At 67.9% G+C, this 14,600-nt stretch carries 14 protein-coding genes; 8 read left to right on the plus strand and 6 right to left on the minus strand.

Annotated features, from left to right (window positions below; genetic code table 11):
• Positions 1 to 111 precede the first annotated feature (111 nt).
• The 3 genes from DBO33_RS07620 to DBO33_RS42610 all read left to right on the plus strand — a co-directional run bounded on the left by DBO33_RS07620 (position 112) and on the right by DBO33_RS42610 (position 2,812).
• Positions 112 to 702, plus strand: coding sequence for an LppU/SCO3897 family protein (locus DBO33_RS07620; RefSeq protein WP_107654394.1), 591 nt, complete (start codon positions 112 to 114; stop codon positions 700 to 702).
• Between the two features lie 90 nt (positions 703 to 792).
• Positions 793 to 1,920 carry a DUF5925 domain-containing protein gene (locus tag DBO33_RS07625; protein ID WP_107654395.1) on the plus strand — a complete coding sequence of 376 codons (1,128 nt, stop codon included), beginning with the start codon at positions 793 to 795 and terminating at the stop codon, positions 1,918 to 1,920.
• Between the two features lie 112 nt (positions 1,921 to 2,032).
• On the plus strand, positions 2,033 to 2,812 hold the full coding sequence (locus tag DBO33_RS42610; protein WP_159080144.1) for an LppU/SCO3897 family protein: 780 nt from the start codon (positions 2,033 to 2,035) through the stop codon (positions 2,810 to 2,812).
• Here DBO33_RS42610 and DBO33_RS07635 read toward each other — a convergent pair.
• Both DBO33_RS07635 and DBO33_RS07640 read right to left on the minus strand, forming a co-directional pair.
• Entirely contained in the window at positions 2,801 to 4,087 is a 1,287-nt protein-coding gene (locus DBO33_RS07635) for an MFS transporter (RefSeq protein WP_234390729.1), read from the minus strand. The genes DBO33_RS42610 and DBO33_RS07635 overlap by 12 nt on opposite strands.
• Positions 4,088 to 4,272: 185 nt before the next feature.
• Positions 4,273 to 5,118: an SDR family oxidoreductase gene (locus DBO33_RS07640; protein WP_107654397.1), complete on the minus strand. Its 846-nt coding sequence runs from the start codon at positions 5,116 to 5,118 to the stop codon at positions 4,273 to 4,275.
• A gap of 81 nt (positions 5,119 to 5,199) precedes the next feature.
• Here DBO33_RS07640 and DBO33_RS07645 point away from each other — a divergent pair, with 81 nt between their 5' ends.
• Both DBO33_RS07645 and DBO33_RS07650 read left to right on the plus strand, forming a co-directional pair.
• The gene (locus tag DBO33_RS07645) at positions 5,200 to 6,153 is read left to right on the plus strand and encodes an AraC family transcriptional regulator (RefSeq protein ID WP_107654398.1); all 954 of its coding nucleotides are present in this window, start codon (positions 5,200 to 5,202) and stop codon (positions 6,151 to 6,153) included.
• 26 nt (positions 6,154 to 6,179) lie between these two features.
• Positions 6,180 to 6,575, plus strand: a complete 396-nt coding sequence (locus tag DBO33_RS07650) for an acyl-CoA thioesterase (RefSeq protein ID WP_107660060.1) — start codon at positions 6,180 to 6,182, stop codon at positions 6,573 to 6,575.
• A gap of 80 nt (positions 6,576 to 6,655) precedes the next feature.
• On the opposite strand, the gene DBO33_RS07655 is transcribed toward DBO33_RS07650, so the two are convergent.
• From DBO33_RS07655 to pdhA, 3 genes are read right to left on the minus strand one after another with little or no spacing between them, the layout of a single operon-like run.
• The gene (locus DBO33_RS07655) at positions 6,656 to 8,170 is read right to left on the minus strand and encodes a dihydrolipoamide acetyltransferase family protein (RefSeq protein WP_107660061.1); all 1,515 of its coding nucleotides are present in this window, start codon (positions 8,168 to 8,170) and stop codon (positions 6,656 to 6,658) included.
• Between the two features lie 31 nt (positions 8,171 to 8,201).
• Positions 8,202 to 9,185, minus strand: a complete 984-nt coding sequence (locus DBO33_RS07660; RefSeq protein ID WP_107654399.1) for an alpha-ketoacid dehydrogenase subunit beta — start codon at positions 9,183 to 9,185, stop codon at positions 8,202 to 8,204.
• A complete protein-coding gene (pdhA, locus tag DBO33_RS07665; protein WP_107654400.1) occupies positions 9,182 to 10,294 on the minus strand; it encodes a pyruvate dehydrogenase (acetyl-transferring) E1 component subunit alpha in 1,113 nt (370 codons plus the stop codon). Before pdhA ends, DBO33_RS07660 begins: the two co-directional genes overlap by 4 nt.
• A gap of 134 nt (positions 10,295 to 10,428) precedes the next feature.
• Between pdhA and DBO33_RS07670 the strand changes: the two genes are divergently transcribed.
• From DBO33_RS07670 to DBO33_RS07680, 3 genes are all read left to right on the plus strand, one after another.
• On the plus strand, positions 10,429 to 10,920 hold the full coding sequence (locus DBO33_RS07670; RefSeq protein ID WP_107660062.1) for an Lrp/AsnC family transcriptional regulator: 492 nt from the start codon (positions 10,429 to 10,431) through the stop codon (positions 10,918 to 10,920).
• 39 nt (positions 10,921 to 10,959) lie between these two features.
• Positions 10,960 to 11,766, plus strand: coding sequence for an SDR family oxidoreductase (locus DBO33_RS07675; protein WP_107654401.1), 807 nt, complete (start codon positions 10,960 to 10,962; stop codon positions 11,764 to 11,766).
• A gap of 84 nt (positions 11,767 to 11,850) precedes the next feature.
• Positions 11,851 to 13,272, plus strand: coding sequence for a uracil-xanthine permease family protein (locus tag DBO33_RS07680; RefSeq protein ID WP_107654402.1), 1,422 nt, complete (start codon positions 11,851 to 11,853; stop codon positions 13,270 to 13,272).
• 82 nt (positions 13,273 to 13,354) lie between these two features.
• Here the strand turns inward: DBO33_RS07680 and DBO33_RS07685 are convergent, their stop codons facing one another.
• A complete protein-coding gene (locus tag DBO33_RS07685; protein ID WP_107654403.1) occupies positions 13,355 to 14,578 on the minus strand; it encodes a benzoate/H(+) symporter BenE family transporter in 1,224 nt (407 codons plus the stop codon).
• Between the last annotated feature and the right edge of the window lie 22 nt (positions 14,579 to 14,600).

Genomic DNA, 14,600 nt, shown 5'->3' on the forward strand with positions numbered 1-14,600 from the left:
ACCGCGCGCACACAAGGTTTCACCCGAACGGCCCTCCGTCGATCCCGGCGGAGGGCCGTTCGTCGGTACTGGGATAGATTCTGCCGAGACGATTCGAGGAGAACCCACACAATGTCGCAGGGCTATTGGCTGCCTACCGAACCCGGCTACGGCGCAACGGCTCTCGGTGTTCCGCCGACGCCGCCAGGCAAGAAGCGGGGGCGAGTGGTCCGGATCGGCATCGTCGCCGCGCTCGTCGTCGGCGTCGCGGCGTGCCTGGTCATCGGCTTCTGGGGCAGCATGACCTCGGCGCCCGACGACGACCCGATCGCCGCGGGCGATTGCGCGAAGGTATGGGGCACCACCAGCGACGCCGACCTGGAGAAGGTCGATTGCGTTGACCCGCAGGCCAATTACCGGGTGGCGGTGCGGGTGGACAATGCCACCGACGCCTGCCCCAGCGGTGATTACGCTTACTACCAGCGTGCTGGACTCGACGGCTACCGGCTGTGCCTCACCCTGAACGCCGCCGAAGGCGAGTGCTTCGAGGACCTGCCCGGGTCGATCAGCCGGAAGGCGGACTGTGCTCTCGGTAAGTATCGGGCGGGCAAAATCGTTCGGGGCACGACGGATCGCATGACGTGCGGAACGGACACCACCGCGGAGTGGGCCCTGGTCTATTCGACGCCGGAGCGGTTGACAATCTGCATGCGGAAGCTGTGACAGTGATCGCCCGCGATTTAATTTGCTGGACACGGCGGCTCGGTAACCACGATCATGCTCGGAGTGTCCGCACGTAATGAGCCTCTTCGGTTGATCGACCCGAGTGAGCCCTCGGCCGATCCCGCCGAGCGGCTGCCGTGGGCTGTCACCGTCGACTCCGCCTACTCCACCCGCGATACGATCGATGCCCTCGCGGTGAGTCCGTTCCTGCGCGGCGATCAGCCGTTCGCGCACATCGCACGGTTCGAGCGGATCAACCCCGAAGCGCTGCTGCGCCCCGCGCACGGCCGGGTGGTGCGCTCGGTGCAGGACGACGACAGCAGTGCGGCCCTGGTGGTCGGCGCGGGCTGGTCGTTGCGCGCGATCCGGTGGTCGGGTGGGTCGGCGATGGTCGAGGTCACCGCCGAGACCGACGAACTGGCCGCCGCGGTGCTCGCCGAGTCGATCAAAGGCGCGGCCGCGCAGCCCGAGGTGGGCGAGACCATCGAGATGGGCTTCTGGCACATGAGTGGCCATGGGCCGCAGCGTCGTGGGCACAGCATCTCGGCGCCGGAGTGGTCCGCGATCCGCGGCAACTACCCCGGTGCCGTCGCGGGCGCCTTGGACCGGCTGATGGCATTGACCGCAGCGGATGTGCGCGGCCGCCTGGTGTTGCTGCACGGACCGCCGGGGACCGGAAAGACCACCGCGCTGCGGGCGCTCGCGCGGGCGTGGGCGCCGTGGTGCCAGTTCGACTGCGTGCTCGATCCCGAGGTGATGTTCGGCAAGCCGGGCTACCTGATGGACGTGGCGGCGGGCGTCGACGGCGACGACGAGACCAAACGCTGGCGCATGCTGGTGCTGGAGGACTGCGACGAGCTGATCCGGGGCGAGGCGAAAGAGACGGCGGGGCAGGGCCTTTCGCGACTGCTCAACCTGACCGACGGGATGCTCGGCCAGGGCAGGGATGTCCTGGTCGCGATCACCACCAACGAGGATCTGTCCCGGCTGCACCCGGCGGTCACCCGGCCGGGCCGTTGTCTGGCGCAGCTCGAAGTCGGCCGGCTGTCGCCCGCCGAGTCGGCGGCCTGGCTCGCCAAGGAACGGCATCCCGATACCCCGGCCGATGCCGCCTGCCCGGACGGTGCGACCTTGGCGGAATTGGTGGCGTTGCGCGACGGGGACACCCGGATTCAATCGGTCCGGGAAGATCCCAGGAATTCCGGTCTTTACCTGTGATGCGTTAGGCGCTCGTTACCGAGCGCACAGATTCTCGGGTTATCCGCTAGATTCTGGGAGTTCGTTCGCCGGCACACGGTGAAATTGCTTGAACCCTGGGGAGGGGAAATCCATGACCACGCCACCGCCCAACTATCACAATCCAGGACAGGGTTACGGCGGCCCGCCGGGTTATCCGGGAGCGCCGGGCGGCGCACCGGGTTATCCGCCGCCGCAGCCGGGCTACGGTCCGGCCTATCCGCCGCCGCAGGGGTTTCCCCCACCCAACAATGGGTTTGCGCCGCCGCAGGGTTTCCCACCGCCCGGCAACGGTTTTCCGCCGCCGGGCTTTCCGCCGCCCGGTCAGCCCGGTTTCCCGCCCGGTCCACCGCCGCAGCGTCCACGCGGTCGCAGCGGTCTCAGCAAGGTGATCGCCTTCATCACAGTATTCGTGGTGGCCGGACTCGTCGTGTTCGGTATTCGGACCGTGCTCGCCGCCGATGGCGACAAGGTCGACGTCGGCGAGTGCGCGAAACTGTCGGGATCGACGTACAAGGCCGAGTTCGCCACCAAGAATTGCTCGGACGCCGAAGCGAATTATGTCGTGGCGCAACGCATCGACGGTGCCGACAAAGACTGCCCCACCAAGCAATACGCCAGCTATTACCAGACCGGCCGGAATGGGTACACGCTCTGCCTTCGCCTCAATGTGAAGGAAGGCGACTGCATCGAGAGCGGCGTTCTCTCCGCCAGTACCAAGGTCGCCTGCACGAGCACGGCCGACTTCAAAATCGGGCGCATCATCCGTGGCAGCGCGGATAAATCCGCGTGTGGCGCGACGTCCACGGAGGACGAGGCCATCGTCTACCCGAAACCGGACCCGCTCACGCTGTGCCTGGTGTCACCGACGTAGCCGGTCGGTCGGCTCCGGCGCGACGACTCCGGCATAACGGCAGCACACCAGCACCGCGATCAGCGGAACGGCCAGCGCGGCGGTCAGCGGGATCACCGCGGTGAGCCAGCCGATCACCGCGGGGCCGGCGAGCAGGCCCAGGTAGCCGATACTGAAAACCCGGGACATGTCGGTCGCGGCCTTGTCGGAGCCGAGATTGCCTGCCGCGGTGAAGATCTGGGGGACGCTGCCGGACAGGCCGAGACCCATCAGCGCCCAGCCGGACAGGGTCAGCGGGATCCATGGGGAAACCATGATCAGGGCGAGGCCGAGTGCGGAGAGCAGCATGCCGTAGCGGACCACGGCGACCCGGCCGAAGACGCCGCTCACCCGATCGGCGGCCAGTCGGCCTGCGGTCATCGTGACGGAGAAGGCGCCGAAGGCCAGGGCCGCGGTGGCCGCGTCGGCGCCGAGATGTTCGCGGAGTTGCAGCGTGCTCCAGTCGCCGGCCACGCCCTCGGCGAGCAGGACTGAGAATGCGATCACGGCGAGGGCCAGTACTTTTCGTCTGTGCTCGCGCTGGTCGTGCTCAGCGTCCGACTGGCCGGACTGGGTGTCCTTCGCGACGGGCGGGTCGAGCTCGGCCGTGTGCGGCAAGTAGTCGCCGACGGTCTCGTTGAGGATCGGTGAATCGGTAGCGCGTTCCGCCGCCCGTGCCGTATCGGTGTCGCGGAGCAGTCGCGGCAGCACCGCAAGGGTCAGTGCCACGCCGCCGATAGCCGCCAACCCCAACGTCATTCGCATGTCCCAACCGGCCCGCAGGGTCGCCGCGCCGAGCAGCGAACCGAGCAACCCGCCACCGGAGAACAGTGCATGGAACGCCCCCATGATCGGGCGCCCGTACGCCCGTTCCACGTGCACCGCTTGGGTATTCATCGACACGTCCAGCGCGCCGTTGCCGAAACCGAAGCAGGCCAACGCGATCGCCAGGCTGATCGGACCGGTCGCAAGTCCCGGCCCGATCACCGCCGCCGACATGATGATCGCGGCGGCGGCAACCAGTGTCCGGCTACCGAACCGGTCCGCGAGCGGGCCGGTGATGCGCATGCCCACGATGCCGGCCCCGGCCATCAGCAGGATGAACATCCCCAGCGTCGACTTCGCGACACCAGTGCGATCGGTGATCAGTGGAATATGCACGACCCACATGGCCAGCAGGAACCCGTTCAAGCCGAACACCGTGAACACGGCGACGCGGGCCACGCGGGTCGGTCGATCGGCCGTCGGAGTCAGCACAGTTTCGACGGTACCGATCACAGTGCGGTGTTTGCCCACCCCCTCGGTATCGACAAGAGGCCGTCCCCACCGCGCGGCATCCGGGGCGAGACATCGTCGGCCCGCCGGTCCGGAAACCGGATCGCGACGCTGCGATCCGGTTCCACGGGGTTGTCTGCACAGCCTCTACCTCTTTCAACCATGCACTAGCCCTGGATGTTCCAGATTCCCGTCGCGGCTGTCTCCCGTGCGTACTCGGTGAAATCCTTGGCCTCCCGGCCCAGAGCGCGGCGCACACCGTCCGCGGTCTTCGCGTTCCGGCCGTCCAGGATCGTGCCGAACAGGTAGTCGAGCAGGCTCACCGCATCGGCGGGCACCTGGTATTCGGTCAGGGCCGCAACGAAATCCGTGCGGGAGACCGGGATGAACGCGATCTCGCGCCCGGTCGCCGCGGCGATCTCCGCGACGGCTTCGGCGAAGGTCAGTGCGCGCGGACCGGTCAGTTCGTAGACCTCGCCCTGATGCCCGTCCTCGGTGAGCGCGCGCACCGCGACCTCGGCGATGTCGTCGGCGTGCACGAACGGTTCCGGCACATCGCCATTGGGCATCGCGACCTCCCCGGCCAGGATGTAGTCGTTGAACGCGCCCTCGCTGAAGTTCTGTGCGAAGAAACTGCACCGCACGATGGTCCATTCGAGGCCGGATTCCTGCACGATCTCCTCGCACTCCACCGCCTCCGGCTCGCCGCGGCCGGACAGCAGCACGAGCCGGCGCACCCCGCTCTGCACCGCCGCGGCGGTGAACGCGCGGATCGCGTCGGGCGCGCCGGGCACCGCGAGATCGGGCTGGTAGGCGACGTAGACGGTGTGCACGCCGGCCAGCGCCGCGGGCCAGGTCGCGCGGTCCTCCCAGCTGAACGGGGTGTCCGCCGAGCGTGAGCCGATCCGGACCGGGTGGCCCGCCTGGGTGAGTCGAGTCGCGACCCGGCTGCCGGTCTTGCCGGTGCCGCCGGTGACGAGGATGCGGTGCTGGTTTGTGGTGCTGTTTGTCATGGTTGAAGTACACCGTGCGCAGCCGAGACGAAACATAGTTCAGCGGCTCACAACCATGCGTCATCGTCTACTCTTGGGGGCGTGGATGCGCTTGCCAGTCTGCTCGAAGGCCCACGTGCCCGAGGCGCCTTTCTGATGTGCTCGTTGCTGAAACCGCCGTGGTCGCTGCGCATTCAGGACGAGGCCCCGCTCGCCGTGGTGTCGATGGTGCGCGGCGATGCCTGGGTCATGCTGGACAAGCACAAGCCGCGGCAGTTGAGCGAAGGCGATGTCGCGATCTTCCGCGGGCCCGATCACTACACCGTCGCCGACGACCCGGCCACCGAGCCGCAGGTGATCATCCATCCGGGCAATGTGACAAAGACGCCCGACGGCGAAATCCTCTGCGAGACATTGAGTCTCGGCGTACGCCAGTGGGGCACCGACGCCGACGGCGCGACCATGATCGTCACCGGCACCTACGAGTCGGCGGGCGCGGCCAGCCAGCGCCTGCTGCGCGCGCTGCCGCCGCTCATCGTGCTGCAGCGCGGCGACTTCGACACCCGGCTGCTCGACATCCTGGTCGACGAGGCCGTCAAGGACGAGCCCGCGCAAGGGGCCGTGCTCGACCGGCTGCTGGACATGGTGCTGATCGCCGCGCTGCGCGCCTGGTTCGCGCGAAACGACGCGCCCGCCTGGTACCACGCCTACAGCGACCCGCTGGTCGGCAAGGCGCTGCGGCTGCTGCAACACAATCCGGCGCACGGCTGGACCGTGGCCGGCCTGGCCGAGGCGGTCGGGGTGTCCAGGGCCGCGCTGGCCCGCCGCTTCACCGACCTGGTCGGCGAGCCACCCATGTCTTTCCTCACCGAATGGCGGCTCGCGCTGGCCGCCGACCTGCTCGCCGAATCCGACGCCACCATCGAAGCCATTGCCCGCCAGGTCGGTTACGGCAGCGCCTTCGCCCTGAGCACCGCCTTCAAACGCCAGTTCGGCGTCAGCCCGCGCGACCACCGGCAGGGCGCCGCCCCGGCTGAGCTATCGTCGGCCGGGTGACGCAGCAGTATCCGGTCCTCTGGCCGATGCCGACCCGCTGGGCGGACAACGACCACTACGGCCACGTGAACAACGTGACGTACTACTCGTACTTCGACACCGCGGTCAACGCGTGGCTGATGCACGCCACCGGCACCGACATCCGCGAGCTGCCCGCCCTCGGCGTCGTCGCGCAGACCTCCTGCCAATACGTCGGCTCCCTGAGTTTCCCGGACCAGCTGCAGATCGGCCTGCGCATCTCCCGCCTCGGCCGCTCCAGCATCACCTACGACCTGGCCATCTTCCGCGAGGTCGACAACGACCTCGAACTAGCCGCCACCGGCACCTTCGTCCACGTCTACGTAGACGCCGAAACCCGCAAACCCGTAGAGATCCCCGCCGTAATCCGCACCGCCGCCACCACCCTCGTCACCGACGCCTAACCCCCGAGCCGCACACTTTCTGATTTCCCGCACACGAAATCGCATGCGATTCGATATGCGGGAAATCAGAAGGTGTGCGGCTAGATCCGGCTCAGCAGGGTGAGCGGATCCTCGAGCAGGCTCGCGACGGTGGCGAGGAAGCGGGAGGCGAGTTCGCCGTCGATCATGCGGTGATCGAAGCTGATGCCGAGGGTGGTGACCGAGCGGATCGCGAGTTCGTCGCGGAACACCCACGGCCGCTTGCGGATCGAGCCCAGGCACAGGATGGCCGCCTCGCCGGGGTTGACCAGCGGCACGCCGGTGTCCACGCCGAACACTCCCACATTGGTGATGGTGAAGGTGCCGCCGCGCAGGTCGGCCGGGCTCGCGCCGCCCGATCGCGCGGTCTCGGCCAGCCAGCCGATCTCCCGGGTGAGGTCGCGCAGGCTCAGCGAGTGCGCGTCCTTGATGTTGGGCACCAGCAGGCCGCGCTCGGTGGCCACCGCTAACCCGAGGTTCACGTAGTGCTTGGTGACGATCTCCTGATTCGCCTCGTCCCAGTAGGTGTTGATGCCGGGGAACTCCCGCAAGGCGGCCAGCGCCGATTTCGCGACCAGCGCGAGCGGGGTAAGCGTCAGCCCGGCAAAGGCTTTGGTGCTGCGCAGGTGGTCGATCAGCTCCATCGAGGCGGTGCAGTCGAGGGTGACGAAGGTGCTCGCCTGCGGGATGGTGCGGGCACTCGTCACCATGGCCGCCGCCGTGCGCTTGCGGACGCCGCTGATCGGTGTGCGAACCTCACGGGCCGGCTCGCCGTTATCGGTGGCGGCAGCCGGCTGCGGTGGACGCGCCGATGTGCGCGGTTGCGATACCGGGACCGCACCGCGTACGTCCTCGACGGTGACCGCACCGCCGGGCCCGGAGCCCGCGACGAACCACAGATCGATACCCAATTCGCGCGCCAGCTTGCGGGCGGCAGGCGTGGCAGCGGCCCTTGTGGTGGTCAGTTGCGGCCTGGTGCCGTCCGATAAGGCCTCTGCGGCATCGTCTTCGGAGTCCCGCGCATCATCGGTCGTGGTATCCCGCGATTGCGCGTCAACCGATTCGGTCGAATCTGCTGGCGCGTCAACGGATTCGCCCTCCGGCGCAACCTCTTGCCGATTCTCCGCTGGCGCACCGTTCGGACCTTGCCGCGAATCCGCCTCTGGGACAGCGGCAACGGGCCGACGGCGCCTCGACACCGCTTCACCCTCCGGCCCATAACCCACCAGCACCGCCGTCCGGCCCGCACCGGGTGCGTCGCTCGACACCTCGGCACCGTTCGCGCCTGCCTGCTCCGGCGCGGCGTCCGCCTCGTCGTTCTGCACGCGGATCAACGGCGCCCCGACGAGCACCGTCTCCCCCGGTTGCGCGAGCAACTCCACCACCCGCCCGGCGAACGGCGACGGCAGCGCGACCACCGCCTTCGCCGTCTCCACCTCGGCGATGGTCTGATTCAGTTCCACCGCGTCGCCGACCTCGACCGACCAGGACACCAATTCGGCGTCGGCCAGCCCTTCGCCTAGGTCGGGGAGCCGGAATTCCAGGACGTTGCCCGGCTGGCTGTCGCGATCTTCCACGTGCACACCTTTCACTACGGGTGGACCGGCGTCAGGCGGCGAGGGTTCGATCGACCGCGGCGAGGATGCGGTCCGGGTCGGGCAGGTGGAACTTTTCGAGCTTGGCCGGGGGATACGGAATGTCGAACCCGCCGACGCGCAACACCGGCGCCTCCAAGTGGTAGAAGCAGCGTTCGGTGATCCGCGCGGCGATCTCCGCGCCGAGCCCGGCGAAAACGGGGGCCTCATGGGTGATGACCAGCCTGCCGGTCTTGGTCACCGACTCCTCGATGGTGTCGAAATCGATCGGCGAGAGACTACGCAGATCGATCACCTCCAGCGAATGTCCCTCTTCACCAGCGATTTTCGCGGCGGACAGCGCGGTGGCCACGGTGCCGCCGTAGGCGACGACGGTGGCGTCGGTGCCGGTGGCGCACACCCTGGCGCGGTCGGCCGGCAGCGCACCGTCGCGGTCGAGTGCGAGGAAGTCGACGTCGGCCTTGTCCCAGTAGCGCCGCTTGGGTTCGAAGAAGATCACCGGGTCGTCCAGCGCGATCGCTTGGCGGATCATCAGATACGCGTCGGCGGGGTTGCTCGGCGTCATCACCCGCAGCCCCGCGGTGTGCGCGAAATAGGCTTCCGGTGATTCCGAATGATGCTCCACCGAACCGATGCCGCCGCCGAACGGAATGCGAATCGTGATGGGCGCGTGCACCTTTCCCTGCGTCCGGTAGTGGATCTTGGCCACGTGCGAGACGATCTGGTCGAAGGCGGGGTAGACGAACCCGTCGAACTGGATTTCACACACCGGCCGGTAGCCGCGCAGCGCCATGCCGAAAGCCGTTCCCACGATGCCGGATTCGGCCAGCGGCGTGTCGATGACCCGGTTGTTGCCGAAGTCCTTCTGTAAGGCGTCGGTCACCCGGAAGACGCCGCCGAGGCGGCCGATGTCCTCGCCCATGAGCACGACCTTGGGGTCGTCCTCCAGTGCGCGACGCAGTCCGGTGTTCAGCGCGCCTGCGAAAGTAGTGATCACGAAGGGACTCCTTCCGGTCTCGCGGCAGCCTCGCTGGGATCGCCAGCCAAGTACTGCGCGTACTCCCGTCGCTCCTCGGTGATGAGCGCATGCGGGGTGGCATAGACATGCTCGAACAGGTCCATCGGCCCGGGGTTCGGCATCTCGATGGTGGAGGTGCGCACCTGCCGGGCGACCTCGTCGGCGCGCTCGGCGACCTCGCGCTGGAACGGGTAGTCGAACAGCGACTCGCGCTCCAGCAGCCTGCGTAGCCGGTCGATCGGATCGCGGCGGGCCCACTGCTCGGTCTCCGCGGACGAGCGGTAGCGGGTGGGGTCGTCGGCGGTGGTGTGCGGGCCCATGCGGTAGGTGAGCGCCTCGATGAAGGACGGGCCGCCGCCGGAGCGGGCGCGCGCCACGGCCTGCCGCGTCACGGCCAGCACCGCGAGCACGTCGTTGCCGTCGACCTGCACGCCGGGGATGCCGTAACCGTAGGACCGCCGCACGATCGGCGTCTGACTCTGCACCCGGACCGGCTCGCTGATCGCCCAGTGATTGTTCTGGCACAGGAACACCACCGGCGCGCTCCAGCTCGCGGCGAAACCGAGCGCCTCGGCGATGTCGCCCTGGCTGCTCGCGCCGTCGCCGAAGTAGGCGATGGTCGCGATCTCGGCGCCGTCCAGGTGCGCGGCGTAGGCATAACCGGTGGCGTGCAAGCCCTGCGAGCCGACGATGATGTTCGGGTTGGTCATGTTGACCGCGTTCGGATCCCAGCAGGAGTGCGCGACGCCGCGCCACAACCGGGTGATCTCGGTGGGGTGCACGCCGCGGCAGTAGGCGACGGCGGCCTCGCGGTAACTACAGAACACGTAGTCGTCCGGGTGCAGGGCGTGCGCGGAACCGACCTGAGTGGCCTCTTGGCCGAGCAGCGGAGCCCATAGGCCGAGCTGACCCTGCCGCTGCAAGGCGGTCGCCTCGGTGTCGATGCGGCGGGTGACCACCATGTCCTGATAGAGCGCACGTAGCTGTTCGGGCCCGACGTCGGCGACCAGTGCCGCGTGCTCTCGATCGAGCACACGGCGACCGTCGGGCTGGACCAATTGAACCGGGTACTCGATCTTGTCTGGCATCGTGACCGCCTCCTCATCAGGCAGGTGTGCTCTACCTCACAGCATCCACGATAATGCGATGTGCGCAAGTGATCGACACGCGAATACGCATAATGCTCAATTCTTACCGGCGCGCCGATGTCATACTGCGTCGTATGACCAGAGAAAACGTCGACGTGACCTTGGACGCCACCGACGCCAGACTCTTGCTGGAACTGGTCGCCAACCCGAGAGCCACCGGCGTCGAACTGGCCGCGCGGCTCGGACTGTCACGCAATACCGTGCAGGCGCGGTTGTCGCGCTGGGAGGCGGGCGGGGTGCTCGGCAGTTTCGAGCGCCGGGTGCAGCCGCGCGCACTGGGCTATCCGCTGGCCGCGTTCGTCGCGGTGGTCGTCGATCAGCACCAATTGGACTCCGTCGTAGACGAACTCGCCGAGGTGCCCGAGGTGACCGAGGTGTGCGGCATGACCGGGCTCACCGATCTGACGGTGCGGGTGGTCGCCAGGGACGCCGACGACCTGTACCGAATCGCCGGTCAGATATTGAAGATTCCCGGCGTGGAGCGCACCAATATGGCGTTGGTGATGCGGGAGCTGGTCGGCCCGCGCACCGCGCCGCTGCTGCATCGACTATCGCGGGGCAACTAACCGCACGCGAGCCGGTGTGACCCCCGCTAGGGTGCGGGAATGGAGATTTCGGGCAAGGTTGCGATAGTCACGGGGGCCGGCGCGGGAATCGGTGCGGCCTTGGCACGCAGGCTGGTTGCCGACGGAGCGCGTGTGGTGCTCGCCGACCTCGATGCCGACTCGGTGACCCAGGTTGCCGAGTCCCTCGGTGCCGCTGCGGTCGCGGTCGGCGGGGACGTCGCCGACGACCAGGTGATCCGCGGACTGATCGATCGCGCCGAGGCCGAATTCGGCCCAGTGGACCTCTATTTCGCGAATGCGGGCATCGCCGGTGGTGCGGGGCTGGACAGCACCGACGCCCAGTGGTCGGCGGCGCTGGAGGTCAATGTGCTCGCCCATGTCCGCGCCGCTCGACTGCTGGTACCCGGCTGGCTGGCGCGCGGCACCGGCTACTTCGTGTCCACCGCGTCGGCAGCGGGCCTGCTCACCCAACTCGGCTCCGCGCCCTACTCGGTGTCCAAGCACGCCGCCGTCGGATTCGCCGAGTGGCTCTCGGTCACCTACGGCGACAAGGGCATTCGAGTCAGCTGCGTCTGCCCGATGGGCGTGGACACCCAACTCCTGCACACCGGCTTCGTCCCCGGGGAGCACGCTGCGGACGCCGAACTCGCCGTGAAAGCCGTGAAAACCGCTGGGGCAGTGCTCTCCCCGGACCAGGTCGCCGAAATCATCGTCACCGGCGTCGCGGCCGAGCACTTCCTCATCCTGCCGCACCCCGAGGTACTGAAGATGTACCGCCACAAGGGCACCGACTACGACCGCTGGCTGGACGGCATGCGCCGCTTCCAAGCCGCCCTGCAAGGCTGAGCCGCCCGAGCGTTCAGGTGTGATGTCACGCGGGGGAAACATTGCGGGCGCTCGACGTAAAGAAGACCGGCTAGTTCTATAGGTATGGCAGAGGGAACCCATGCCGTCGATACCAGGTTGCCGTTCGGGCGGCAGCTCACCTTCGGCGTCCAGCACGTGCTGATCATGTACACCGGCTGTATCACGGTGCCGCTGGTGTTCGGGGCGGCCGCCGGGCTCGACCGGGCCACTATCGGCCTGCTGATCAGCGCGGATCTGCTGATCGCGGGGGTGATCACGCTGGTGCAGAGCCTCGGGGTCGGCAAGCTCGCGGGTGCGCGGCTGCCCATCATCTGCGGTGCCACCTTCATCGGCCTCGATCCGATGATTCTGATCGCCAAGGAGTACGGGCTCCCGGCGGTGTACGGGTCGATGATGATCGGTGGTGTGGTCGGCGTGGCGCTGGCGGTGCCGTTCGCCCGCCTGGTGCGGTTCTTTCCGCCGCTGGTCACCGGGACCGTGCTCACCGTGGTCGGTGTCTCGCTGATCGGGGTGGCCGGTGGGTTGATCATCGGCAATGATGCGAAGTCGCCTACGTTCGCCGCGCCGTCGCATATCGGTCTCGCGGCCGTCGTCTTCCTGATCGCCGTCGGTTTCCTGTGCCTCGGCCGCGGCATGGTCGCCCAGCTCGGGGTGCTGATCGGCTTGGTGGTCGGCATTGCCATCGCGATCCCGATGGGCCTGATCGACACCGACGGTATCGCGGGGGCCGACTGGGTGGGTCCGCCGAAACCGTTCCACTTCGGCGCGCCGGAGTTCCCGATCACCGGGGTGGTCGCGATGAGCGTGGTGATGGCGGTGGTGTTCGCGGAGTCGACGGCGAGCATGCTGGCGATCAGTGAGATCACCGGAAAACCGATCGGCAAGGGCGATTTGGCCCGCGGGCTGGTCGGTGACGGACTGTCCGGCGGGCTCGGCGGGGTGTTCACCTCTTTCGTGGACACGATCTTCAACCAGAATGTCGGGGCCGTCGCGGCAACCCGGGTCTTCAGCCGCTACGTCACCGCCACCAGCGGGGTCATCCTGGTGGTGCTCGGGCTGATGCCGCGCTTCGGCGCGATCGTGGCCGCGATTCCCGAACCGGTGGTCGGCGGGGTCGGGCTGGTGCTGTTCGCCACCATTGCGATCGTCGGCATCGACACCCTGCGTAAAGCGGATCTCGCCGACCGGGTCAACGCCACCATCGTCGCCACCGCACTCGGCGTCGGACTGCTGCCGGTCATGGCGAAGGACATGTTCGTCCATTTCCCCTCCGCCGCCCAGATCCTGCTCACCAGCGGCATAACCCTGGGCGCCGCAACATCATTCACCCTCAACGTGCTCTTCAACCACACCAGGCTCGGCGTATTCGCCCGAGGCAAAACCGAAGCCGCCGCACCTCAGGCCGGCACCGAACCCTCGGCCACCCCCGAACCTCCAGCCATCGCCGAACCACGCCACGACATGCCCTCCCCGGCTCCCGCCTGACGGCGACCGCCGTGAGTGGCACACCACGGAGACCCTTCTCGACGTTTGCCACCACCATGTGCCACTCGCCGAGTGCGGACTGTCAGGTGCGGTGACTGAGGACCTTGCGAACTACCAGTCCCGCGATAAGTGCCCAGAAAGCGGCGCCGACACCGAGGAAACCGACACCGGATGCGGCGATCAAGAAGGTGACGATGCCTGCTTCGCGATGTTTTTCGGAGGCGAGCGCGCCGGTCAACGCGGCCGCCAGCGTGGCCAGCAAGGCAAGGCCCGCAACGGTTTCCAGCACTCCCTTCGGTGCGGTGGCGATGAAGGTAACCAGAGCCGCTGAGCCCAGAGCAAGCACCAGATAAATAGCGCCCGCGGTGAAGGCTGCGGTCCACCGCTTCTTCGGATCGGGATGGGCCGAGGGCGCAGCCGAGAGTGCGGCACTGATCGCGGCCAGATTGATGGCGTGACCACCCGCGGGCGCGCCGACAATGGTGCCGATTCCGGTAACGGTCATGGCCGCCCGCCACGGAATCTGGTAGTCGAAGGATTTCATCACCGCGGTCCCCGGAATGTTCTGCGACGCCATGGTGACGATGTACAGCGGGATCGCCACACCGATCATCGCCTGCCAATTCCAGTGCGGCAGTGTCAGTTCCACCGATGGCACCATCGCGGCGAAGTCGAGATGCTTGTGCTGCACCGCGATACTGATGCCCGACCCGATCGCCGCCGTGGCGAACGCCGCGATCACCGCCCACCGTTTGGCCACCCGTTGCAGTACCAGCCACACCAGGATCACCGGCACCACCACCGCCGGACTGGACCGTATCGCCTGCACCGGTGCCAGGCACAGCGGCAGCAGCACCCCGGCCAGCATGGCCTGCGCGATCTCCACCGGGATCGCGGCGACCAGATTCCCCAGCCGCTGCCACAGGCCGGTGATCACGATCAACACCCCCGCGATCACGAACGCACCGACCGCGGCGGGCCAGCCGCCGACCACCGCACCCGTGCTCGCCAGCAGCGCGGCGCCGGGCGTGGACCAGGCCAGCGTGATCGGCATCCGATACCGGTAACTCAACAGCATCATGCCGATCGCCTGCGTCACGCAGACCGCGAGCAGTCCCGACGCCGCCTGTGCCGCGTTCGCACCTACTGCGGTCAGTCCGCTGAGCACCACGGCGAACGCGCTGGTGAAACCCACCAGTGCGGTGACCGCGCCGGCACCGAGTGGCTGGGCGAGCCCCACCTTCGGAACCGCAGGCTCTGTGTCCAGCTCGGCGGGTGCCTCGGTGGCCGGGGAAAGGTTCGACATTGTGGCGATACTGCCGGTAACT

This window comes from Nocardia suismassiliense (genome assembly GCF_900269665.1).
GTDB classification, from domain to species: Bacteria; Actinomycetota; Actinomycetes; order Mycobacteriales; family Mycobacteriaceae; genus Nocardia; species Nocardia suismassiliense.